The 22,616-nt window shown below is 30.8% G+C and carries 22 protein-coding genes; 3 read left to right on the top strand and 19 right to left on the bottom strand.

The genetic code is table 11. The features are described 5' to 3' along the window. Positions 1-3 precede the first annotated feature (3 nt). The 7 genes from DZ68_RS0108120 to DZ68_RS10520 are packed head-to-tail and all read right to left on the bottom strand — an operon-like array spanning position 4 to position 6,821. Positions 4-1,407, bottom strand: coding sequence for an anthranilate synthase component I family protein (locus DZ68_RS0108120; protein ID WP_024790994.1), 1,404 nt, complete (start codon positions 1,405-1,407; stop codon positions 4-6). Then, positions 1,407-2,087, bottom strand: a complete 681-nt coding sequence (locus DZ68_RS0108115; RefSeq protein WP_024790993.1) for an SPOR domain-containing protein — start codon at positions 2,085-2,087, stop codon at positions 1,407-1,409. The genes DZ68_RS0108120 and DZ68_RS0108115 overlap by 1 nt, the downstream gene beginning before the upstream one ends. A gap of 9 nt (positions 2,088-2,096) precedes the next feature. Beyond that, positions 2,097-2,639, bottom strand: coding sequence for a DUF1882 domain-containing protein (locus DZ68_RS0108110; RefSeq protein WP_024788112.1), 543 nt, complete (start codon positions 2,637-2,639; stop codon positions 2,097-2,099). A gap of 30 nt (positions 2,640-2,669) precedes the next feature. Further along, positions 2,670-3,917, bottom strand: a complete 1,248-nt coding sequence (locus DZ68_RS0108105; protein ID WP_024790992.1) for a serine hydroxymethyltransferase — start codon at positions 3,915-3,917, stop codon at positions 2,670-2,672. Positions 3,918-3,930: 13 nt separating this feature from the next. Then, a complete protein-coding gene (gene lysS, locus DZ68_RS0108100) occupies positions 3,931-5,439 on the bottom strand; it encodes a lysine--tRNA ligase (RefSeq protein WP_024790991.1) in 1,509 nt (502 codons plus the stop codon). Between the two features lie 9 nt (positions 5,440-5,448). Further along, positions 5,449-5,970, bottom strand: a complete 522-nt coding sequence (locus DZ68_RS0108095) for a CvpA family protein (protein WP_024790990.1) — start codon at positions 5,968-5,970, stop codon at positions 5,449-5,451. 8 nt (positions 5,971-5,978) lie between these two features. Beyond that, on the bottom strand, positions 5,979-6,821 hold the full coding sequence (locus DZ68_RS10520) for a GGDEF domain-containing protein (protein ID WP_236619710.1): 843 nt from the start codon (positions 6,819-6,821) through the stop codon (positions 5,979-5,981). Positions 6,822-6,914: 93 nt separating this feature from the next. Between DZ68_RS10520 and DZ68_RS0108085 the strand changes: the two genes are divergently transcribed. Continuing rightward, positions 6,915-7,961, top strand: a complete 1,047-nt coding sequence (locus DZ68_RS0108085) for a dehypoxanthine futalosine cyclase (protein WP_201768041.1) — start codon at positions 6,915-6,917, stop codon at positions 7,959-7,961. 47 nt (positions 7,962-8,008) lie between these two features. Here the strand turns inward: DZ68_RS0108085 and DZ68_RS0108080 are convergent, their stop codons facing one another. The 5 genes from DZ68_RS0108080 to DZ68_RS0108060 all read right to left on the bottom strand — a co-directional run bounded on the left by DZ68_RS0108080 (position 8,009) and on the right by DZ68_RS0108060 (position 13,596). Continuing rightward, positions 8,009-8,785 (bottom strand): carbon-nitrogen hydrolase family protein, encoded by a 777-nt coding sequence (locus DZ68_RS0108080; protein WP_024788106.1) that lies wholly within the window; start codon positions 8,783-8,785, stop codon positions 8,009-8,011. Further along, positions 8,782-8,958, bottom strand: a complete 177-nt coding sequence (gene xseB, locus DZ68_RS0108075; protein ID WP_024788105.1) for an exodeoxyribonuclease VII small subunit — start codon at positions 8,956-8,958, stop codon at positions 8,782-8,784. Before xseB ends, DZ68_RS0108080 begins: the two co-directional genes overlap by 4 nt. Positions 8,959-9,057: 99 nt before the next feature. Beyond that, positions 9,058-10,158 (bottom strand): homoserine O-acetyltransferase, encoded by a 1,101-nt coding sequence (locus tag DZ68_RS0108070; protein ID WP_024790206.1) that lies wholly within the window; start codon positions 10,156-10,158, stop codon positions 9,058-9,060. Between the two features lie 28 nt (positions 10,159-10,186). Then, a complete protein-coding gene (locus DZ68_RS0108065) occupies positions 10,187-12,346 on the bottom strand; it encodes an EAL domain-containing protein (protein WP_024790987.1) in 2,160 nt (719 codons plus the stop codon). Then, positions 12,343-13,596: an O-acetylhomoserine aminocarboxypropyltransferase/cysteine synthase family protein gene (locus DZ68_RS0108060; protein ID WP_024790986.1), complete on the bottom strand. Its 1,254-nt coding sequence runs from the start codon at positions 13,594-13,596 to the stop codon at positions 12,343-12,345. The genes DZ68_RS0108065 and DZ68_RS0108060 overlap by 4 nt, the downstream gene beginning before the upstream one ends. A 52-nt stretch (positions 13,597-13,648) precedes the next feature. On the opposite strand from DZ68_RS0108060, the gene cmoA reads away from it, so the two are divergent. After that, the gene (gene cmoA / locus DZ68_RS0108055) at positions 13,649-14,356 is read left to right on the top strand and encodes a carboxy-S-adenosyl-L-methionine synthase CmoA (protein ID WP_024790985.1); all 708 of its coding nucleotides are present in this window, start codon (positions 13,649-13,651) and stop codon (positions 14,354-14,356) included. On the opposite strand, the gene DZ68_RS0108050 is transcribed toward cmoA, so the two are convergent. The 5 genes from DZ68_RS0108050 to DZ68_RS10515 are packed head-to-tail and all read right to left on the bottom strand — an operon-like array spanning position 14,349 to position 20,443. Next, complete coding sequence (locus DZ68_RS0108050; protein ID WP_024790984.1) at positions 14,349-15,815, bottom strand: cache domain-containing protein; 1,467 nt, start codon at positions 15,813-15,815, stop codon at positions 14,349-14,351. The two genes, cmoA and DZ68_RS0108050, sit on opposite strands and share 8 nt — an antisense overlap. Further along, entirely contained in the window at positions 15,779-16,000 is a 222-nt protein-coding gene (locus DZ68_RS0108045; protein ID WP_024790983.1) for a hypothetical protein, read from the bottom strand. The genes DZ68_RS0108050 and DZ68_RS0108045 overlap by 37 nt, the downstream gene beginning before the upstream one ends. 1 nt (position 16,001) lies before the next feature. Beyond that, entirely contained in the window at positions 16,002-18,176 is a 2,175-nt protein-coding gene (gene flhA, locus DZ68_RS0108040) for a flagellar biosynthesis protein FlhA (RefSeq protein ID WP_035908234.1), read from the bottom strand. Further along, entirely contained in the window at positions 18,166-18,582 is a 417-nt protein-coding gene (locus tag DZ68_RS0108030; protein WP_024790981.1) for an Rrf2 family transcriptional regulator, read from the bottom strand. Before DZ68_RS0108030 ends, flhA begins: the two co-directional genes overlap by 11 nt. A gap of 43 nt (positions 18,583-18,625) precedes the next feature. Then, the gene (locus tag DZ68_RS10515; protein ID WP_024790980.1) at positions 18,626-20,443 is read right to left on the bottom strand and encodes a HAMP domain-containing sensor histidine kinase; all 1,818 of its coding nucleotides are present in this window, start codon (positions 20,441-20,443) and stop codon (positions 18,626-18,628) included. Between the two features lie 105 nt (positions 20,444-20,548). Between DZ68_RS10515 and rpsO the strand changes: the two genes are divergently transcribed. Then, a complete protein-coding gene (gene rpsO, locus DZ68_RS0108020) occupies positions 20,549-20,824 on the top strand; it encodes a 30S ribosomal protein S15 (RefSeq protein ID WP_024788094.1) in 276 nt (91 codons plus the stop codon). 8 nt (positions 20,825-20,832) lie between these two features. Here the strand turns inward: rpsO and DZ68_RS0108015 are convergent, their stop codons facing one another. Both DZ68_RS0108015 and hisD read right to left on the bottom strand, forming a co-directional pair. Beyond that, entirely contained in the window at positions 20,833-21,252 is a 420-nt protein-coding gene (locus tag DZ68_RS0108015) for a hypothetical protein (protein WP_024790979.1), read from the bottom strand. Next, on the bottom strand, positions 21,249-22,538 hold the full coding sequence (gene hisD, locus DZ68_RS0108010) for a histidinol dehydrogenase (protein ID WP_024790978.1): 1,290 nt from the start codon (positions 22,536-22,538) through the stop codon (positions 21,249-21,251). The genes DZ68_RS0108015 and hisD overlap by 4 nt, the downstream gene beginning before the upstream one ends. Positions 22,539-22,616: the final 78 nt, after the last annotated feature.

The following is a 22,616-nucleotide window of genomic DNA, read 5'->3' as shown; positions in this document are numbered from 1 at the left end:
TTTTTATTTACTTAATTCTTTTAATGTTGAAACCAATGCGCCCAATTTATTATTAATTTCTTTGAATTCAAGCTCCGGTTTTGAATCTGCAACGATGCCGGCTCCGGCTTGAAAAATTACATTATCTTTTTTAATCAAAGCGCTTCTTATTGTTATGGCACTGTCCATATTTCCGTCAAAGCCGAAATACCCGACGCTTCCCGCATAATAACCTCTTTTTACCTTTTCATATGATGCTATTAACTCCATTGCCTTTATTTTAGGGGCACCGCTTACGGTTCCTGCGGGAAAAGTGGCTTTAAACACATCAAACATATCGTATTTTTCATCTTTTATTCCCACAACATCGCTTACCAAATGCATTACGTGGGAATATCTCTCAACCCTCATAAAATCCTCGACATTCACACTCCCCCCCCTGCTTATTCTTCCTACATCGTTTCTGCCCAAATCCACAAGCATTACATGTTCGGCTCTTTCTTTAGGGTCGTTTATCATATCGTTTTCCATTTCCAAATCTTCTTTTAGGGTTTTGCCTCTTTTCCTTGTTCCGGCTATCGGTCTTAACAAAACAACATCATCGGTAAGTCTTACCATAACCTCCGGAGAAGAACCTATAATTGAAAATTCGCCAAAATCTAAAAAATAGAGATAGGGGGATGGATTTTTGCTTCTAAGTTTCCTGTAAAAAGAAAATTTATCAATTTTTGCTTTTAAATAAAGTCTGTTTGATAAAACAATCTGAAATATATCCCCCGCTTTAATATTCTCTTTCGCTTTTTCCACTATTTCAAAAAACTGCTCTTTATTAAATAAAAAATGTGGCTCTTTTTCTATTTTTATGGGTTTTAAAGGCAGATGTTTATATCCAGAAGTCAGCAAATCCTTTATAATATATAAATAATTTTCCATTTTTTCATCATTGACAATAACGGTGATTTCAGAAGATTTATGGGAAAGGCCTATTATTATTTTAGGCCTTATCATATAAAAATCGGGTATATCGGTTTCATCTTTTAATTTATCCATTTCTTGTTTTAAAACAGGTTCGAATATTTTCACCATATCGTAAGAAACATATCCTATAAATCCGTCGACAAAGCCGATATTAAGTTTTTGTGAAATTTTTTTATAATAATTTTTTTCAATATCTTTATAATATTTTTTTAAAAAGCTAAAAGGGTCTGTATTATAAACTTCTTTTTTATTATTTTTAAAATAAGCCGTTTTATTTCCGTCAAAAACAACTTTTTCCTTTTCGCCTACAAAAATAAAACTGAAATTACCGTTATCGTTGTTTATAACACTTTCAAGCAAAAAAAGTTTTTCACCCGGAAAAAGTGAAGAGATTTGGGAATATATAGCCACCGCTGAAAGTTCGTCTAACAAAAATTTTGTATATACCATTATTTAACCTTGAATATAAATGCATTTTGGGTTAAATTTTCTTTAACAATTTTCAAATTTTTCTTAGCTTCTTTTTCATTTCTAAACGGACCGATTAATATTTTTGTAACAGGTATTTTTTTATGGTTTTTTATTATATAAGTATGATAAATCCTGTAATCAAAGCCTTCTTTTTTTATTAAATTCAAAAATTTTTTATCCGGCTTTTTATATTTTATTAAAGCTGCCACCTGAATATAATATCTGAGTGAAACACTTTTTTTAACTGATGATTCTTTTTGTAGAGTATGTGTGGGTTTATTTTCAGAAATTTCGGAAGTTTGTTTTTTTGACTGTTCCATACCGCTTTGGTCACTGTTTTGAGGCGTTTTGTTAATTCTGTTTTCATTGACCTTTGTTTCATTCTTTTCATTTGTATTGTTTATAATTACATTTTTAGTCAATTTTTCACTTATAGTTGACGTGTTTTCCTCAATAGGAACTTCTTTAAATCCGCCGGAACTCTCTTTTGGAGTTTCATTAACCTGAGGAGGCAAAACAACATTTTCCTGTTTTGAATTTGAATAAATTGCATATACTATAACAGCGATTATAAAAATCAAAAAAGCGATTGCACCGTAAATTAAAGGTTTTTTTATATTTTTCTTAGGTTTAATGTTTAATAAATCATCTTTTTCCATTTTTTCTCCTTACATGTGTTGTGACCAAGATGCACCCCTTTCTTTTTTATACAGTTCATAAGGCAGATTCAATATATTAAATTCCCTTGGCAATTCATCTGTCGGAAACATTCTCCATTGTTTAGGCAGTTTTGAAGATAATTTTAAAGAAAGTTTTTTGGCAAGTTGAATCCCTTCATTTAACGTCGTATGGCCTTTATGCACATACAGATGCAAATGCCCGGGTGTTTTCGAATTGTATGCTGTAAAATTTAAAAAACCTTCCTGCCTTAATATTAAAGAAGCCCTGTTCCAAAATTTCTCAGGGTCTCTTCCGTTATAATCAAAAACAATATTTTCCACCGTATTTTTATTGATTAAATCAAAAGCGATAATTTTTCTTTTTTCAATATGTTCATTCATAATCTTAAGAGTCAAAGGCTCATTTATTCTTTCATATTTATCAAAATAGGTTTTGCCTTTATAGACAATTTTATTTACAATTTTCCCTTTGTATTCAAAATAATAATTTTTATTTATTTTTATCATTGAAACATCTACATTATAGGCCAAAAACGCTCCTTTCCCCAAAAGGGGGACAAATTAATAGGTAGGATTGTTGTAAATTACAAATTTGCCTGCCAATTCTTTTAATTCTTTCGCCACTTTATCCTGAAGCTCTACATTATAAATATCATCTAAAACATCTGCCATTTTTTGTGCAATAAACTTGAATTCTTTTTCTTTCATACCTCTGGCTGTAAGTGCAGGTGAGCCGACTCTTATACCGCTTGTGACAAAAGGGCTTCTTTTCTCGCCCGGAACCGTGTTTTTATTTACTGTTATTCCTGCCCTTCCCAGTGCTTCTTCTGCTTCTTTTCCGCTAAATTCTTTATTTAAAAAGCTGACCAGAATCAAATGGTTGTCCGTTCCGCCGCTTACCAAATCATATCCCCTCTCAAGAAGAACTTCGGCTAAAACTTTTGCATTTGCTTTTACCTGTTTGGCATAATCCTTCCAGCTTGCATCCAAATTCATTTTAAACCCGACCGCTTTCGCAGCAATTACATGAACAAGGGGTCCGCCCTGAATTCCCGGGAAAATTGCAGAATTTATTTTTTTGGCATATTCTTCATTGTTTGTAAGAATTAAACCGCCTCTCGGCCCCCTCAGGGTTTTATGTGTTGTAGTTGTCACCACATCACAGTGCGGAAAAGGATTGGGATGTTCTCCCGCTACCACAAGTCCTGCGATATGGGCAATATCAGCCATTAAAACAGCACCTACTTCATCGGCGATTTCGCGGAATTTTGCAAAATCGATCTCTCTTGGATAAGCGCTTGCACCGCAGACTATCATTTTAGGTTTAACTATTTTTGCAATATCTCTAACCCTGTCGTAATCTATTCTGCCTGTTTTTTCATCTATTCCGTAAGAAAAACTATGATAATGTTTTCCCGAAAAATTAACTTTTGCCCCGTGTGTCAAATGCCCTCCGTTGCTTAAATCCATTCCGAGGAGTTTGTCATACGGTTTCATTAAAGCCACATACACCGCCCCGTTTGCCTGGCTTCCAGAATGCGGCTGAACATTTGCATATTTGCATCCAAACAGTTCTTTTGCCCTGTCTATTGCAAGCTGTTCCACCATATCTGCATATTCGCATCCGCCGTAATATCTTTTACCTGGATAACCTTCTGCGTATTTATTTGTAAAAACACTTCCCATAGCTTCCATAACTTCAGGAAGAGTGAAATTTTCACTGGCAATCATTTCAAGATGATCTGTTTGTCTAATTAGCTCTTTTTCCAAAATTGAATATACGTCTGCATCAAAATTTTTTAAACTCATTGTAACTCCTTTTTTATTTTGTATCATCTTTATCAAAAATCTCTTTTTTAGGCTTCATTGTAGGGAATAAAATAACATCTTTAATAGATTCCGTATTGGTTAAAAGCATAACCAGTCTGTCAATTCCTATTCCTTCACCGGCGGTCGGAGGCATTCCGTACTGCAGCGCCCTTATATAATCGTAATCCATATCCATAACCTCTTCATCACCTTTTGCCTTAGCAACAAGTTGGGCTTTGAATCTTTCGTACTGATCCATCGGGTCATTTAATTCGTTAAAACCGTTTGCGATTTCCCTCCCGGCTATAAAAAGTTCAAACCTCTCTGCAAATTCAGGGTTTTCATCACTTCTTCTTGCAAGAGGTGAAATTTCAATAGGAAACTGGGTTATAAAAGTCGGGTTGATAAGCTTATCTTCAACAAATTCATCAAAAAGTTCCGCCCATAGTTTTCCGCGCGAATCTATATGCTCCTCAATTTCAATTCCCTTTTCTTTTAAATATTTTTTCATTTTTTCAATATCGTTTAATATTTCTTCCGGTATATTTCCTATCTGGACCAAAGCGTCTTTATAAGTAATTATTTTCCAATTGTTAAAATCTATTTCCATGTCTCCAAAAGGTATCTTTTTAGGAAGATGCAACTTCTCAAGCAGATAATTAAAAAGCTCTTTTGTCAAATTCATCAAATCCTGCATATTATGATATGCCCAATAATATTCAAGCATTGTAAATTCAGGGTTATGGGTTTGATCAATTCCTTCGTTTCTGAAATTTCTGTTAAGCTCAAACACTGCTTCAAAACCGCCTACTATAAGTCTTTTTAAGAAAAGTTCAGGTGCTATTCTAAGATTCATTTCTATATCGAGCGCATTATGATGTGTCATAAAAGGTCTTGCATTTGCGCCTCCTACAACTGTATGAAGCATCGGGGTTTCAACTTCCAAAAATCCATGACTCAAAAAAAATTCTCTTATAAGAGAAACAATTTTACTTCTTAATTTAAACCTTTCTCTCGTTTGCTTATTCATTATCATATCAAGATATCTTTGACGGTATTTAGTTTCCACGTCCTGAAGACCGTGGAATTTCTCCGGCAATGGATGAACCGCTTTTGTGAGTATTTTCACAACTTTGGCATGAATTGTAAGCTCTCCAGTTTTAGTAATAAACGGATATCCGCTAACTTCCACAATATCCCCTACTTCAAGATTCTTTTTGAGTAAGTTAAAATTATCACCCAAATCATTTTTATTCATATAAACCTGCAAAATACCGCTTTCGTCTTCAATTTTAAAAAATGCGGCTTTTCCCATGAGCCTTAGGAATTTAACTCTCCCCGCCACTGTGAATATTCTGTTTTCATCCCTTTTGTTTTCAAGATTCTCTATATCTTTGTTTTTTTCTAAAAATTCAGAAATTTTAGTATCTCTTTTAGCATTATGGGCATACGGGTTTATTCCGGCTTCTTTTAAATTGGAAGCTTTTGCCATTCTTTGTTTTACGTATTCGTTGCTAAACATTAATTCCCTTTATTTTTTTGAAATTTTAACATTTTTAGAAAGTTTTTCTAAATCTTTGGGAGAAAGGTTTATTATTTTTTCTCCGGCTTTTAAACATATTGGAAAAGTAATGCTGTTTTTAATATATTTACGGGTTTTTTCTTTAATAAATTCAACTTTATATAAAAGTGCTATAATCACACTTATCAATAAAAAAAACTTAAGCCCGGCAAAAATAAATCCTAAAATTTTATCAAGAGCACCAAGAGAGCTCATTTTTAAAATTTTATTAATTAAAAATCCTATAAAAACAACACTTATCCAAAAACCCACAAAAACAACAATAAAACCCACCAAATCTATGGCGGCATAATTTTTTATTGCAAAAAGATTTTTATCGATATATATTCCGACACTGTGGAAATATTCTCTTGCAAGCCATAATCCGCCTATTAATCCAATGAGTCCTGCAATTTCTTTTACAAATCCGTTAAAAAAACCTTTTATCGCCAATATAAGCGTTATTCCTATAATTACCGCATCAAACCACATTTTTATCCTTATAACTCTACCGCATATTTGTTTCTGCTTTTTTTTGCCTCATATAAAGCCATATCCGCTCTTTTAACAATACCCTCAATACTGTCTCCGCTTTTGTGCATTGTAAGTCCCACTGATATTGTTATGTCTATCAAATGCTCTTTATATTTCATTTTTGTTTTTTCCATAGTTTTCACTATTCTCTCAATTATAACTTCTGCTGCTTTCAAATCGGTTCTGTTTAGTAAAATTACAAATTCATCACCGCCTATTCTGTATATTTTATGCTCTTTTCTTAAAAGTCTTCTTACTATTTCCACAAGTTTTTTAAGCACAAAATCACCTACCAGATGCCCGTAGGTATCGTTTATTTCTTTAAAATGGTCCAAATCGACAATAGCCAGAGCCATATCCAAATCCCTGTTTTTTCCCGCCTCTAAAATTTCATTTATATCTTTTTCAAAAGCCTTTCTGTTAAATGCTTTTGTGAGAGGATCAACCAAAAGTTCCTTGTAAGCCCTGTCAAGTTCCATCTCCAGTTCATTTATTTTATTTTGCATTTTATTAATCTGATCAAGCAGTTTGGAAGAATATTGAATAACAAGACTTTTAACTTCTTCTGCTTCGACAGGCTCAATTTTTTCAAGCAGTTTAATCGACTCCTCTTTTATATTGTTGGAGGTTTGATTTATATTTTTTACCGTATCTGCGGTTTTGTTTATAAGCTCTTCGCTAAGATTTGGCTCAATACATAAAAGTCTCGGGTTTAACTGGTCTAATATTTTCTCTTCTCTTGTTATATTTACAAAAACATCCCTGTAATAGAGCGGATAAGCAGGTTTATTTGCTTTTTTTAAGCTCATTAATCGTTTTCCCGGATATTTTTTCAATCAATTCTTCCATGATTTGCCTTTTTTTGATATTATAAAGCAATTATACAAAAAAAAGGAGTTATTTTGAGAATATCCAAAGAAAAAGCAGTAGATTTAATTAAAAATGGGGATTTAATTACTCTCGGAAAAATGGCGCTTGAAAAGAAAAGAGAGCTTCATCCTGAAAAAATAACCACTTTTATTGTCGACCGAAACATAAATTATACCAATATATGTTTTATTGACTGCAAATTTTGTGCTTTTTACAGGCATAAAAAAAATGAAGATGCATATATTTTAAATTTTGAAGAAATAGACAAAAAAATTGATGAACTGATAAAAATAGGTGGAACACAGATACTTTTTCAAGGAGGCGTTCATCCGAATTTAAAAATTGATTTTTACGAAAATTTAGTGGAGCACATTCATAAAAAATATCCGGAGATAACCATACACGGATTTTCTGCACCCGAAATTGCATATATAAGCAAAATAAGCAAAATTCCTGTAAAAGAAGTTTTAATAAGGCTAAAAGAAAAAGGGCTTTTTTCAATTCCGGGAGCCGGGGCGGAAATATTAAGCGACAGGGTAAGGGATATAATAGCACCCAATAAAATAGATACTTCCACATGGCTTGAAGTTCATAAAAGCGCACACGAAATAGGCATGCGCTCAACCGCAACGATGATGTTTGGAACTGTAGAAACAATAGAGGAAATAGTGGAACACTGGGATTTAATAAGAAAATTGCAAGACGAAACAGGAGGATTCAGAGCTTTTATTATGTGGTCTTTTCAGCCGTACAATACTGCACTTTATAAAGAAGGTATTGTAAAATATAAGGCTTCTTCAAACAGATATTTAAGGTATCTTGCGGTTGCAAGACTGTTTTTGGATAATTTCAAAAACATTCAAAGCTCCTGGGTAACACAGGGCAGTTATATCGGACAGCTTGCACTTTTATACGGGGCGAACGATTTAGGTTCTACCATGATGGAAGAAAATGTGGTTAGAAGCGCGGGTGCTCAAAACGCAATGAATCAGCAGGAAATGATTGAACTGATTAAAGACGTGGGGGAAATTCCGGCTAAAAGAAATACGGCGTATGAAATATTAGAAATATTTCAATAAGTAAAAATGAAAAATGAAAAAAACTTTTAACTTTACACTTCTCACTTTTAACTTAAATTAAGCCCTCTGCTTAATTTATTAAATTTCCATTCTTTTCTCGCTTCTTTAATAATGTTTTTATCAAGTTTGCAAATCATCATCTCTTCTTTATTTCCCAAAATATTTTCTGCTTCCCCAAAAGGGTTTATAAGATAACTTTTTCCGTAAAACTCCCATTCTTTCCAGTTTCCCACACGGTTAACCCTTAATACATACATATTTTTTAAAAAAGCAAATGTTTTATGCATTTCAAACCATCTTTTAAAAGAATTAAAAGTTCCAATACTCGGAATTAAAACAATATCAGCCTTTTTAGTTTCAAAATAATCCCAAAATTTAGTAAAATGGCTCTCAAATCCAGACATTATCCCAAACCGTATATTTTGAATATTAAAAATAAAAGGCCTGTTTTCTTTTTTAGCAAAAAATTTTTCTTCATTCCAATGTGAATATGGCATTAAAATCTGCTGATAATATTTATAAATTCTACCGTTTTTTGCTTTGATGATTATCTTAAAAAATTTTTTATCTTCATATGTCACAACAGGTGCAATGATTACGATATTATAAATTTTAGATAGTTTTTTAAGAAGTTCCAACTGATGTCTTGACTGTTCTATAATAAAATTTTTTGGTGTTTTTTCAAGTTCCTTAAAAAACCTGTTTAAAACATATTCGGGAAGAATAAAAATCTTAACTTTTTCTTTTTTTGCAATATTTATATAATAATCAAGTTTTGTTTTATTTATAGGCAGCTCGGCACTTTGAAGGGCCGCTATTTTCATTTTGTAAGTTCTTTAAACTGAAGTTTGGCCTCTTCTATCATTTTAGCAGCCTCTTCAAGCAGTTTTATACCTTTTTTATAATATTCCATCGCCTGAAAAAGCGTAAGTTCAGGGTCGTTTAATTTTTCCAAAAGCTCTTTTGCCTCTTTTAATTTTTTTTCAAAATCCTGCATAATTCTCCTTTATCAAAATTCATTATCCAACATTCACCATTTTCACTACTCACCACCCCGCCGCTTTGCAAGCGGCCGGACAGGCTTTCACCATTTTCACTATTTACTTAGCTCCTCTTTAATAATATCTTCAAATTTATCTACTTCAACCAAAAAACTGTCATGTCCGTAATCGCTTTTTATTTCATAAAACTCGCAAATTCCGTTTATATCATCCATATATTTTTTAATTTCCCTCATCTCTTCTGGAAAAAACAGAGTATCCCCTGAAAAGGAAATCAAAACAAGTTTGTCTTTAATCTGTGAAAAAGCCTCTTTTGTATTAATAAACCCTCTGCCTATATCAAAAAGTGAAATAGCTTTTAACAAATATATATAACTTAGCGGATCAAACCATTTTGGAAAAGAGCTTCCGTTATATTCCAGATAACTTTCAACCTGAAACCTTCCGAAAAGTTCAAACATACCGTCTGTTTTTACATAATCTCTTCCAAATTTTTTATCAAACGTTTTAGGGGAAATATAATTTAAATACCCTACCATTCTTGCAGCCGCCAAACCTTTCAGGCCTTTTTTCCTGATTTCTTTCGGGTCATAATTTCCGTTTTTAAATTCACAATCACTCCTAAGCGCCTCAATCATAGATTTATTAATAGCAATTACATACGGTCTTGTCTGATACGTTGTGGCAATAGGGAAAATTTTTTCAACAAATCCCGGATAATCCACAGCAAATCTTAATGCCTGCATCCCTCCCATACTTCCGCCTATTACGGCTTTTAAGTGTTTAATTCCTAAAAAATCCAATAAAATTTTTTGGGCTTTTACCATATCTTTTATTGTAATTACAGGAAATTTAAGCCTGTATCTTTCACTGCTTCCGGGATATATCGGACTGATAGGACCGGTTGAGCCAAAACAGCTACCTATTACATTGGTTGCTATAACAAAATATTTAGTGGTATCGACCGCTTTTCCATCGCCGATTAAAGAATCCCACCAGCCAGGTTTTCTCTCACCCTCATACATTCCGGCCGCATGATGGGAACCGGAAAGTGCATGTGTTATAAGAATCACATTGTCTTTTTTTTCATTAAGCTCTCCGTATGTTTCATAAATAATCTGCCAAGGTTCAAGAATTCTACCGCTTTCAAGATATAAAGGTTTTGTAAATTTGGCTATTTTGGTTTCAATTTTCATATTTTCCTTTTTTAAATGAAATTTTAACTTATTTTTTTAGATTTTCTAATTTTTCAGGTTTACAAAAATAATAACCCTGATAATAATCAATTCCGAGATTTTTTAATTTATTGTAAATCTCTTCATTCTCAACAAATTCGGCAACAGTTTTAATATTAAATTTTTTGGCAAATTCTATCATCAGTTTTATTATTTCATAATATTTATCATTATTTATATTCTTGACAATCGTTCCGTCAATTTTTATAAAATCCGGTTTAAGCTCCAATATTCTGATATAATTTGAATATCCGCTTCCAAAATCGTCTATTGATATTTTTATGCCTTTACTTTTGACATAATCAATAAATTTTTTTACAAGTTCAAAATCTTTAATACTTTCGCTTTCCAGTATTTCAAATGTTATTTCAGAGGTTTTTTTGCAGTTGTTTACAAGGTTTAATAAAAATCTGTTTGTTTCCTCGTTTACTATATCTATAAAAGAGAGATTAATAGATACATTTTTTATTCTTTCGTTTTTTACATCGTCAAGCACCTTTTGAATCATTATTTCAGAAAACTTATAATAGAGCTTTGCCTCTTTCAAAAGGTCCATAAAATAAAAAGGAGGCATAATTTCACCGTCTATTTCGACTCTCATAAGTGCTTCGTATTTTTCTTTTTCTCCTTTTATACACTGATAATAAGGAATTATTCTTTTATATTCCAAAACTTTTTTAAGTTTTTGTATTGTTTTTATTCTTTCACTCTGTTCTTTTTCTATTTTTTCATTAAACAAAACACAGTTTTCACTGTTTTTTTTAGCTTTTTTTAAAGCGCTTTCAGCTGTTTTTAAAAGTTTTCCCTTTTCATTGCTTCCGCTTATGCTGAAAGATATTTCTATAAGGTTAAACTCATATTTGTTATTTGCAATTTCACACAAATCTTTTTTAGTTATTTTTCTTTTAAACCCTATAACGAATTCGTCATTTCCACTCCTGTAAACATTTTTATATTTTGATAATAATCTTTTGGAAAAATTTCTTAAAATTTCGTTGCCCATGTCAAATCCGTAAACATCGTTTACATCGGAAAAATCATCAATATCAATAAGAATCAAACCTTCGTAATTATCTAAATTTTCTATCAGTTTATGCCTGTTTGGCAAATTTGTCAGGGAATCAAAATAATATCTTTTTCTAAGCTTTTCAATCAGTTTCCCATATTCATTTAATATTCTATTTTGAAACTTTTGAATAAAATAAGTCAAAACAATATATAAAATAATTAATAAAACAAAATATATAAAAATTCCTATCAAAAAAATTTTTTTAAATTCTTTCTGCTGTCCTACTATCTCTTTTTTTATTTCATTTTTTATCTGGGATGCGTAAATACCTTTTAATATATCAAAATTAAAATTTTTTATCAGTGTAAAATAACTTATTTTTTGCTCAATTTTTCCTGTTTTTGGATTTTTAAAATAATACTCTATAAAACAGTTTTTATGTTTTTTAAAACACTCAAGATATTTTTTTCTGAAATAATTACCTTTTACATCAGGTTTTTTAGTTGAAAGAACAAATCCTTCCATTTCTCTTAATTTTAAAGGCATATAATATAAATATCCAAAAATTCCGTCTTTATCCGGGTTAAAAGTAGTTATTTTTCCCATAGCTATATAATTTGGATTGTTTTTATTTATTTCATCGAGATATTTTTTTATTTTATTTAACGCCAGATTATCAAGATATTTTTTATTAATTCCCGCTATATAGACATTTTTTCCTTCATTTATAAAATAAACCAAAAATTTATTATTTTTATAATTCAGTATAATATATCTGTTTTTATATATTTCATAATTTAATTTTTTATTTATCACTTTTCCATAAATAAAACTGTTGTCTTTTGAAATATAAAAATTATTTATTGTATTTTTTTCAAGCAATATTTTTAAAAAAATTTCTAAATTTGAATTTGCCACACTATAGGATGTATCAAAAATCAAATTAAACGTTTTTTTAAATTTATCAACATCCTGTTTTAAATGCATTTTTTCTATATTAATTACCCTTTTTTCAGTTTCATATATATCTTTTTCCAAAATATATCTTATATACTGGTAAAAAATCACAAAAAAAAATACTGAAAAAATAAAAAAAAGCAAAACCGGAATTAAAGAGAGTTTTTTAATCTCCTCTTTCAATTAAGAGCCTTTTTCAAATCATTTATCAAATCCTCCACATCTTCAAGCCCGATACTTAGCCTGATAAGCCCTTCGTCAACCCCCGCTTTTATCAGCTCTTCTTTGTTTAACTGCTGGTGTGTTGTGCTTGCAGGATGTGTTACAATGGATTTAGAATCCCCTATATTTGTTACAAGGGAAAAAATTTCAAGAGAATTTGCTATATTTTTTGCCTTTTCATAACTCTCCACAACAAAACTCACAATTCCACCGGCATATTTAAGATATTTTTTGGCATATTTATAATTTTCATTATCCTTTAAAAACGGATAATTGACTTTTTTTATATTCTCTTGAGACTGCAAAAATTTAGCTATTTCAAAAGCATTTTCGCTGTGTGCTTTTATTCTCAAATGCAGGTGTTCTAATCCCAAAATCATAAGCCATGCGTTAAAAGGCGACATTACCGCCCCGAAATCCCTCAGAAGCGCCAATCTGGCCCTTGCTGTGAAAGGAGTTTCAAATTTTTTATTATAAACAAGTCCGTGATAACTCTCATCCGGCTCGTTAAACTGAGGATATCTGTATGAAGAGAGCTTTTCTTTGGCACTTTTTCCCTCAATTATAACACCGCCTATTGCACTCCCGTTTCCCACTATATATTTGCTTGAACTGTGCAACACAATATCGCATCCGAGTGTAAGAGGCTTTACACCGTAAGGAGTTGCAATTGTATTATCACAAATTAATATAACACCTCTTTCTTTTGCCACTTTGGCTATTCCTTCAAAATCAGGCACAGCAAGAGCAGGGTTTGAAACACTCTCAATCAGAATTGCTTTTGTTCCCTCATCTATCATATCTTCCAGCATCTCAGGATTGTGAACATCAAAAAATTTAGCTTTAATACCAAATTTATTCAATGTATGGGTAGAAAGGGTTATACTTCCCCCGTATAATTTATTTGAAATAATTATATTATCCCCGCTTTGCACTAAATTTGTAAGAGAATAAAATACCGCCGCCATTCCGCTTGCCGTTGCAACAGCCCCTATTCCCCTTTCCAGCGCCGCTATTCTTTTTTCAAAAACTCTTGTAGTGGGGTTATCAAGTCTTGTATAAATATTTCCAGTTTCTTCCAGATTAAAAAGCCTTGCCGCATGCTCCGTGCTTTCATATTCGTAAGCCGTGGTCATATAAATAGGAACCTGCATCGCTTTTTGATTGTCTTTTTCATATCCTAAATGTAGGGCTAAAGTTGCATCTTTCATAAAAACGCCTTTTATAGTAAAATTATTAAAAATTATACCATAAGGAAAAGAGTTGAAAGACAAAGTTTTCAATAAACCGATAAAAAAACAGTTCGAATTTGACGAGGAGGTTGCCAGTGTATTTGACGATATGCTAAATAGAAGCGTCCCTTTTTATAAAGAAAATTTAAATTTACAAATAGATATTTTAAAAAATTTTTTAAAAGAAAGCGATAAAATTGTGGATCTGGGAAGTTCAACCGGAACTTTTTTAATAGAACTTGCCAAAAAAAGCGATAAAAAACTTGATTTGACAGGTATAGACAATTCAGACGCTATGATTAAAAGGGCAAAAAACAAGGCAAAAGCATTTGGAGTTGATATAAAATTTATTGAAGATGATTTTTTAGAATATGATTTTTCCAATTCAAAAGCCGCAATTGCAAATTATACAATTCAGTTTGTAAGGCCACTTAAAAGAGAAAAGCTTATTAAAAAAATTTACAATTCCCTGAAAAATGACGGAATATTTTTAATGAGCGAAAAACTGATAACAAACCATAAAAAACTCAATAAAATAATGATAGATTTATATTATGATTATAAAAAGAAAATGGGATATTCAGAATATGAAATAGCTAGGAAGAGAGAGGCTCTCGAAAATGTTTTAATTCCCTATACTATGGAAGAGAATATTGAAATGCTGAAAACTGCAGGATTTAAAGAGGTTGAGGTAATTTTCAGATGGAATAATTTTGCAACTTTTATTGCTTTTAAATAGCTACAATTTTATCCCTACCGCTGTTTTTAGCCTCATATAAAGCTTCATCAACCCTTTTTATAATATTTTCTATATCGCCATCATTTCTGAATTCTGTAATACCGCAGCTTATTGTGAATTTTACAGGTGTTTGGACAAATTCATTTTCCTGCAGTTCTCTTTTTAATTTTTGACAAATTTGTTTAGCTTTTTGTAAATCTGTATAAGGAAAAATCAGCATAAACTCTTCCCCGCCCCATCTTGCAAAAAAATCACTTTTTCTAATATTTTTTCTTATAAAAGAAGTCATTTTTTTAAGAACAATATCCCCTGTGTCGTGACCGTATGTATCATTTATTTTTTTAAAATGGTCAATATCTATCATTGCCAGTGAAAACGTTGTATTATATCGTTTTGCCCTTAAAAACTCTTCTTTCAGTTTTTGGTTAAAAAATCTTCTGTTCGGTATTTTTGTCAAAGGGTCGTGAATTGCCTCAAATTCCGCTTTATTTTTTTCTTTTTCCAATAACTTGTTATATTTTATAAAAATAAATTCTAATCTTTTAGAAAGAAAATATGTCAATAAAACCGAAAATATTAAAACTGCCAAAAAAGTAAAAATCAAACTTTTATAAAACGATTTAAATTCATTGCTTATTCTTCTTTTTTCTTTATTTACATACTTATCTATATCCTGCTGAATATATAAACCGCTGCCTATTACGGCATCTATTGTTTTATTGTATATTACATATGTGAGTTTTTTTTCTATTTTATTATCACTTGGATTTAACCATTTATAAATTACAAAAGCCCCGTTTTTATTTGAAAGTGCTTTTTTTATCATCTCTTTTATAAAATATTTCCCGTCAACATCTTTTAAATTCAAAATATTTTTTCCTATTTCATTTTTATATGTGGGATTTACAATTAAAGTGCCGTCTTTTTTAATTATAAAAAAATAATTATTATTTCCATATTTTTTAATCATTACTCTTTGAAAAATCTGATTTGCAAGTTTTGCTTTTATTTCATCCACATATTCTCCGGAACCTATTATCAAATTAAGTTCAGGTATATATTTGATAAAATCAATTTTTAAATATTTTTTATTTGTATGGTTTGGTTTGAAAAATTTTATTTCAATAAACCCTTCACTGCTTTTTTGCAAAATTTTTTTACTCATTTCATAAAAAGATATATGATTTGACAAATAAATTGTTTTAATGCTTCTTCCTAAAAAAGAATTTAATTTATGAACTTTTGTTATTCCGTTTTTATCATATACAAAAACATAATGATTTTTTAAATATTTGTTTAACTGATTCAAATAAGTTATTATAAATTTTTTATTTTTATTTAAAGAATAAAGACTTTTTACAGTAAAATAAACCAAATAAACTCTGTATTTTACACTTTTTTTAGTTTCATCAATACTAAATTTTAAAGCATTGTCAACATCTTGCGATAAATTAACCACATGTTCTTTAATAAAACTTTTTTATTATTTATTAAATTTTCAATATCTTTATTTATTTCATTTTTTTTAAATATTTTCAAAGTAATAAATGATGAAATCATTAACAGTAAAAATGAAAACATTATTAATAAAACAGGATATAAAAACATTTTTTTAATTAAACTTTTTTCCGTGCTTTTTAACATGCTATTCCTTAAAATTTATACTAATACTTCCAAGCACTTCAAATTTAGCATTAGGGTCTATTTCCGCATGGGATAATACTACCACATCCACACCGAATCTTTCAAGTATTTCGGCAAGCGGCTTTCTGATTAACGGATCCACTATCAACACCACCGGAGCAATTCCCTTATTTACAATTTCGCTAGCCGCATTGCTTATTTCCTCAACCAGTTTATTCATTTCCGATACCGTCAAAATAAACTGTTTATTATCTCCCTGCTGCTGCAGTTTTGAAAGCAAGAACTGTTCAGTCTGCGTATCAAATGTTATAAGTTTAAGCGTATCGTCCTCGCTTTCATAAAGTTTTGTTATAACCCTGCTTAAGTTGCTTCTTACATGCTCAACTATTGTATCAATATTTTTAGTATATTCGGCAATATCGGCAATTGTTTCAAGAATTGTAATCATATCTTTAATTGGAATTTTTTCATGAAGCAAAGATTTAAGAACACGCTGAATCAGTCCGATATTTGCAACTTTCAAGGTATCGTCCGCAATGGCCGGGAAATCTTTTTTAATTCTCTCAATCAATGCTTGAGTCTCCTGACGGGTAAGTAGCTCCTCTGCATATTTTTTTATAATTTCACTCAGATGTGTAACTATCACAGTCGAAGCATCAACAACAGTATATCCGTTCATTAAAGCCTCTTCTTTTTTATCTTCGTCTATCCATATTGCATCTATTCCAAAAGCAGGCTCTTTTACGTGTTCCCCCTCAATTTCTTCAATCACCATGGGCGTTGACATAGCAAGATATCTGTCTGGATAAACTTTACCTTTGGCCACTTCAACCCCTTTTAATAAAATCTGATACTCGTTTGGTTCTAACTGAATATTATCTTTTATTCTGATTTGCGGTACCAAAAACCCAAAATCAGAGGCTATTTTTTTTCTCATTGTTTTTATTCTCTCAAGCAAATCCCCTCCCTGATTCGGATCGGCAATTTTAATAAGCTGATAACCGATATCAAGCTCGAGCAGCTCAACTTTCAAAATATTTTCCAATACCCTCTCTTCTTCTTTTGCAAGTTCTTCAGGTGATTTTTTAGGCTTCTCTTCTTCTTTTGCAACTTCTTCAGGGGATTTTTTAGGCTTTGGAGGCGGTTTTTTTCTGAATTTTGCGATAATTGCCGCAAGCGGGTCTACCCCTTTTTGGGTTTCCATCATTAAATATCCTGTCATTAAAAATACAAGTCCCAAAAATATCATACTTCCTCTAGGAAATCCGGGGATAAAAGCCATAAAAAAAAGAAATGTCCCTACAATTAAAATAACCTTGTAATCTTTCATTAACTGTTTAATAACACCCTCTGCAAAATTACTTTCATCTTTACTTGCCCTGGTTATTATAATACCTGTAGCTGTTGAAACCATAAGTGCCGGAATCTGCCCAACAAGACCGTCTCCAATCGTTAATATGGTATATGTGGAAGCAGCCTCGGCAATATCCATATTATGCTGAAAAATACCTATTAAAAGCCCGGCTATAATATTGACAAGTGTAATAATAATTCCGGCAATCGCATCACCTTTTACAAATTTGCTGGCCCCGTCCATTGCACCGTAAAAATTTGCTTCCTGGATAAGTTCCGCCCTTCTTCTTTTTGCTTCGTTTTCATCAATAAGTCCGGCATTCAAATCGGCATCTATAGCCATCTGTTTTCCGGGCATCGCATCAAGGGTAAATCTTGCCGCCACTTCAGCAACCCTGGTTGAGCCCTGGGTAATTACCATAAAGTTTATAATAACAAGTATTGTAAATACAATAATACCTATAATATAATTTCCGCCCACAACAAATTCTCCAAAAGCGGAGATTATTTTACTTACGGCATCAGGCCCTAAATAACCGTTTGAGAGAATCATTCTTGTTGTTGCAACATTCAGTGAAAGCCTGTAAAGCGTAACAATCAAAATCAATGTGGGGAAAGTTGTAAAATCAGTAGGTTTTGGGATATATAAACTAAGAAGTAAAATTAATATACCCACAGATAAAGATATCGTGAGAAAAAAATCAAGTATTCCGTTTGGCAGCGGAATAATAATAATTAAAAGTATTGCAAAAACAAAAGCAACAACACCTAAATCAGTTATTTCGCTTAATAACTTAAGTGAATTTTTAATTTTATTTATCAGATTTCATCCTTATAACATCTTCTAAAGTCATATCTTTTATAATTTCATCAAGTTTATTTTCCAAAAATACAAAAAAAGGTCTCACACAGCAGATATTTGCCCTGTTCCTTACACAGTTTTCAGGCTTTTTGGAGCAGTAAAAAACCAGAGAATCTTTATCTTCAATAACTTTAAACAGCTCTAATATTTTTATTTCTTTTGGTTTTTTTTCTAGTAAAAAACCTCCGTGTATCCCTTTAAATGATTTAACATAACCTTTTTTTGACAATGTTTGCAGCAGTTTTGCCAAAAACGGTTTTGGCAGTGAAGTTATTTCGGAAAGTTTCGTAACATCCACAGGCTTATCAAACCTTGAAAGCTCCATCAAAGCCTGCAGAGTATAAGCGCTTGATTTTGTAAACAGCATATCAACCCTTTTTGCCAAATTATACCTAAATTATCTGTTTATATTAAAATGAAATAATATTAATTACTCCTATTTTTGTATTTTTTATCAACAGATTGGCATTAAAATATTTTTCAAGTATGATTTTACTGATATAAAGCCCAAGTCCGCTTCCTTTATCTTTTGTTGTAAAATAAGGTTCAAATATCTTATCCAGCAAATTTTTTTCAATTCCGCCGGCATTGTCCAAAATATATATTTTTTTTAATTTATTTTTTAAAATTATTTCAATTTTTTTATTTTTTTGATTTTTAAAGGCTTCTTTTGAATTGTTTATAATATTTAAAACCACCTGTCTAAACTGGTTTTTATTCCCTTTAATATAAAAATCATTCCCTTTGAATTCAATTATAATTTTTTTCGCATTCAACTGTGCATCCAAAATATCCAAAGTCTCTTTTACGGAAGTTTTTACAGAAAAATTCAGTTCATTTTCATCATTTTTAAAAAATTTTATAAAATTGTCTATGGTATTGGACATAAAATTTATAATTTTTAAATTTTTATCAATAATTTCGCTGTATTTATTTTTATCGCTAATTTCAGGTAAAACCTGTAAATTAATTGCAAGAGCGTTTAAAGGCTGTCTCCATTGATGCGCCACAGCCCCCATCATATCGGACATAGCTGAAAGTTTTGCATGATTAGCCAAAAGTTTGTCTTTTTTTTGAATATCTTCTACAGCTGAATTTATTCTTTTTTGTAATTCAAAATTCAATTTTTCTTTTTCTCTGTTTAATTCTTTTAAAAGAATATTTTTATAAATTAAAATAACAATAACCAAAACCAGATAAAGAAAAAATAAAAGCATTAAAATAATCTCATTTTTGTATTTTTTCCAGAGTGTTTGGGGTTTGTTTACATAAACGGCATTTTTATAACCCAGATAATACGCATTTACACCGAATTTTTTAAGATTTAAAACATTTAAATACATTTTATTCGCTTTTTCAAAAGTAAAACCAAGTTTTTTCATCTGTTTTTTGTTTAAATATTCTTTTACTTTTATTGCGGCTATTTTACCCTGATTATGGGAATCATTAACTTTTCCCCCTACAACATTTGAATTTTTTATATTTACCAGGATATCCGTATGAACAACTATAGGCCTTTTATAAACTTTAGAAAGAAGCTGAACGGCTTTTTTATAAGATATATGTCTGTTTTCATAATTGAAACTAAAAGGATTGATTAACATCATAGCCGAATCATTTGAATAATTGTCTTTAAAAAAATACAATAAATGGGTCAACTCTTTTTCATTTATATAAACAAATTTTATATTTTTAAATGTTTTATATGCTTTTTTATACTGTTTCATTACTATTTTGGCGGAATTTGAATTATCCCCCACCACATACAAAGTTTTTAAATTTACAATTTTCGAAGCAAATTGTAAATTTGTCACCGGTTCTTTTTTTTCAAACACCCCTGCAAATCTGTTTTTATCTAAAATTTTTGCCAATTTTAGATTGTTTATCCCTGCAAAAAAAACTTTTGCATTCGAAAACAAGGCCGAATTTATATTTTTTCTTACAAAATTCAAAGCGTTGTCATCGGTAACTATAATAATATCAAAAGGTATTTTTTTATACTTATTGAATATATAATTATAAAAATTTTTTAATCTTTCAGGAGTGGGTCTGAAAAGTTTGGTGTCCATAAATTCCACATAAATATTTAAATTCTGATCATTTAATTCGTTAAGTATACCGTTTAATTCATTCTGAGTCCATTTCAGCTTTGCAGAATAAGAATTCAATATTAATATATTTAAACTAAACAGTATCGAAGTAAATAATAACAGAATTATTTTCTTCATAAACACCTTTTTTTAAAATTTTATCAAAATTTGATTTTTTATATAAAAAAAGATATACTTTCAGTCTTAGTTGAAAAACTAAAATTTACCAATCAGGAGGCTAAAATGGCTTTGGATTCGGCGAAAAAAAGAGAAATTATCGCTAAATTCGGAAATACTGAAACTGATACTGGAAGCCCGGCGGTGCAAATTGCACTATTGAGCGAAAGAATCAATCAAATTAACGAACATTTACAAGCACACAAACACGACCATTCAAGCAGATTAGGATTACTTAAATTAGTTGGACAGAGAAAAAGACTTATGAGATATTTGAAAAGAAAAGACCATAACAAATATCTTGAAGTAATTTCTGCACTTAATCTTAGAGATAGAGTTTAAACTCTATCTTATTTATTCAAACATTCTTTTTCTAAATTATTCAAACGTTCTTTAAATTCTTTATTCAGTTTTACGGTTTTTGAATGAAAAATATCAAATAAAATTTTGCCTCTGTTTTTATGTGTTAAAACAGATTTAAGAAATTTAACTGCTTTATCGGGAAACTGTTTTACTTTAAATTCAGAGTTAAAATATTCAATCGCAAATACCAAATCTTTAATATTTGATTTTTCATTTTTAGATATTTTTATTAAATCTTCGATAGTTAATTTTTTATTATTGTTTTGAATACTTTTATTTTTTGTTAATTTTGCAACTGTTAAAACAAAAATTGTTGTAAAGAAAAAAAAGAAAAAAAGAAAAATTATATAAACAAAAGGAGAATCAGGTAAAAAATTCTCTATAAAATCAAATTTGTCAAAATTCACTTAAGCCTTTCAAGAACAGATTTCTGGTGGGCCGTAAGCCCTTCACTCTTAGCTAAGATAGCACAGTCTTCTCCCATTTTTTTGATAGCTTCTTTGGAAAAAGAGATAATTGAGCTTTTTTTCATAAAAATTTCAACATTTAAAGGAGAATAAAATTTTGCCGTTCCCCCGGTAGGCAAAGTATGATTAGGTCCTGCTATATAATCACCAATCGGTTCAGGAGTATTTTCCCCTAAGAAAATCGCACCCGCATTTTTAATTTTTGGAAGCAGTTCAAACGGATTAGCTGTAACAATTTCAAGATGTTCAGGCGCAATTTCGTTCATAAGTGCAACTGCCTCATCAATATTGCGGGCAATAATAATAGCACCTCTTTCATCAATGGATTTTTTTGCAATTTCTTTTCTTTCAAGCTCATTTAAAAATTCGTAAACTTTTTTTTGTGTATTTTTTGCCAGCTCTTCCGAAACTGTTACCATTATTGAACTTGCCATTTCATCATGTTCGGCCTGGGAAAGTAAATCTATTGCCATGTAATTAGCTTTTGCGGTGTTATCTGCAATAATACCAATTTCACTTGGCCCTGCTATCATGTCTATATTTACTTCCCCGAAAACCAGTTTTTTTGCCGTTGCGACAAAAATATTCCCGGGACCCGTAATTACATCCACTTTCGGAATACTCTCCGTTCCGTAAGCCATAGCAGCAATTGCACTTGCACCACCTACTTTAAAAGCCTTTGGCATACCACAAATATATAAAGCAGCGAGTAAAAGTTCATTTGGTTTATTTTCAATTACGGGCGTGGTGACAACAATTTCTTTTACTCCGGCTACAATTGCGGGAATTACATTCATAAGCAAAGAGCTTGGATAAAAAGCTTTTCCTCCGGGAACATATACACCGGCTCTTTCGACGGGGGTTACTTTTTGTCCTAAAATAGTCCCGTTTTCTTCAAACGTAAGCCAGGTTTTGGGAAGCTGTTTTTCGTGATAGGCTTTTATTCTATCATACGCAAGATGTAAAGCGCATTTTAATTTTTCATCCAAATTATCATAAGCTTTTTTCATTTCTTCTTTTGTTATTTCCAAATCACTGTCTTTAACAGGACTCCATCTGTCAAATTTTGAGATATGTTCAAATAAAGCTCTGTTTTTTTCACTCCTGACTTCGTTAATAATGTTTTTCACTATTCCTTCAACATTTTCTATGTCCATTTTTCCCCGGTTTAAAATTTCTTCAAATTTAAGCCTGAAATTTGCGGCATTTGTTTTTAATATTTGCATAAGCTGCCTTTTTTTAATGTATTTTATCAAAATAATTAGTTTCAAAAAAGAGAAATATAATTTTTTATCAAAATTAAC

The sequence above is a fragment of the Lebetimonas sp. JS085 genome (genome assembly GCF_000523295.1).
Taxonomy (GTDB): Bacteria; Campylobacterota; Campylobacteria; order Campylobacterales; family Nautiliaceae; genus Lebetimonas.
Note: the sequence above shows the minus strand (reverse complement) of the source record. Positions and strands in the feature narration are given on the sequence as shown.